Origin of the sequence: Halomonas maura, from assembly GCF_030409305.1 — a bacterium.
Lineage (GTDB): Bacteria > Pseudomonadota > Gammaproteobacteria > Pseudomonadales > Halomonadaceae > Halomonas > Halomonas maura.
The window spans coordinates 1-1,259 of record NZ_JAUFPQ010000034.1; the positions used below are offsets into that span (position 1 = coordinate 1).

The following is a 1,259-nucleotide window of genomic DNA, read 5'->3' on the forward strand; positions in this document are numbered from 1 at the left end:
TCACGACCAAGATCTCAATCAACAAGAGCGGATACGCCATGACCAATTCTACCCTCCGAGCCCTGTCACAGCCAGAACCCGAGACTGCCGACCCGTTGCACGAGTTGTTGCGCCAAGGGGCACGAGACTTGATCGCCAAGGCCGTGGAGGCCGAGCTGGCCACCTTCCTGGCCCAGTATGCCGACACGACCCTGGAGGACGGTCGGCAGGCGGTGGTACGCAACGGCTATCTGCCGGAGCGCACCGTGCAGACCGGCATCGGTGACGTCACCGTCAAGGTGCCCAAGGTGCGGGACCGGAGTGGCGGCCAGGCCTGCTTCAACAGCACTCTGTTGCCGCCCTACCTGAAACGGGCCCGCAGCGTCGAGGAGCTGATTCCCTGGCTCTATCTCAAGGGCGTCTCTACCGGCGACTATCAGGAGGCCCTGTCGGCCCTGCTGGGTGACCAGGCGAAGGGCCTGTCAGCCAACACGGTCTCGCGACTGAAGGCCCAGTGGCTCGACGAGCACAAGGGCTGGTGTCAGCGGGACTTGGCGGACCGCCGCTATGTGTACTGGTGGGCCGATGGCATCTACAGCAATGTGCGATTGGATGATCGCCTGTGTCTGCTGGTGATCGTTGGCGTCACCGAACATGGCCGCAAGGAACTGGTCGCCGTCGAGGATGGCCATCGAGAGTCGGAGGCCAGCTGGAAAGAGCTGCTCACGGGCCTGCGAGAGCGAGGTCTGACAGAGGCGCCCAGACTGGCAGTCGGCGACGGCGCGCTGGGTTTCTGGAAGGCGCTGAGCAAGGTCTACCCGACCACGGCACACCAGCGTTGCTGGGTTCACAAGACCGCCAACGTGCTGAACAAGCTGCCCAAGTCGGTGCAGCCCAAGGTCAAGGCCGACCTTCACGAGATCTGGATGGCTGAGACGCGCGAGGCAGCCCATCGAGCCTTCGACCGCACACTGAAGCGCTTCGGCGCCAAGTACCCCCAGGCGATGGACTGCCTGGCCAAGGATCGGGACGAACTGCTGGCGTTCTACGACTTCCCGGCAGAGCATTGGGTGCACATCCGCACCACCAACCCGATCGAGTCGACCTTCGCCACAGTCCGCCTGAGGACGAAGCGCAGCCGGAACTGCGGCTCCCGGGACACAACCCTGGCGATGGTCTTCAAACTGCTCCAGTCCGCCCAGAAACGCTGGAGGCGGATCAAGCACTTCCAGAAGTTGGAGCTGGTCGTCAGCAACGTCAAGTTCCAGGACGGGGAGCAG

1 protein-coding gene is annotated in these 1,259 nt (G+C 63.6%); it reads left to right on the forward strand.

Going from position 1 to position 1,259, the window contains the following annotated elements:
- Nucleotides 1–38: 38 nt before the first annotated feature.
- The coding region (locus QWY76_RS20020; RefSeq protein WP_290313340.1) for an IS256 family transposase at nt 39–1,259 on the forward strand (1,221 nt) is incomplete at its 3' end.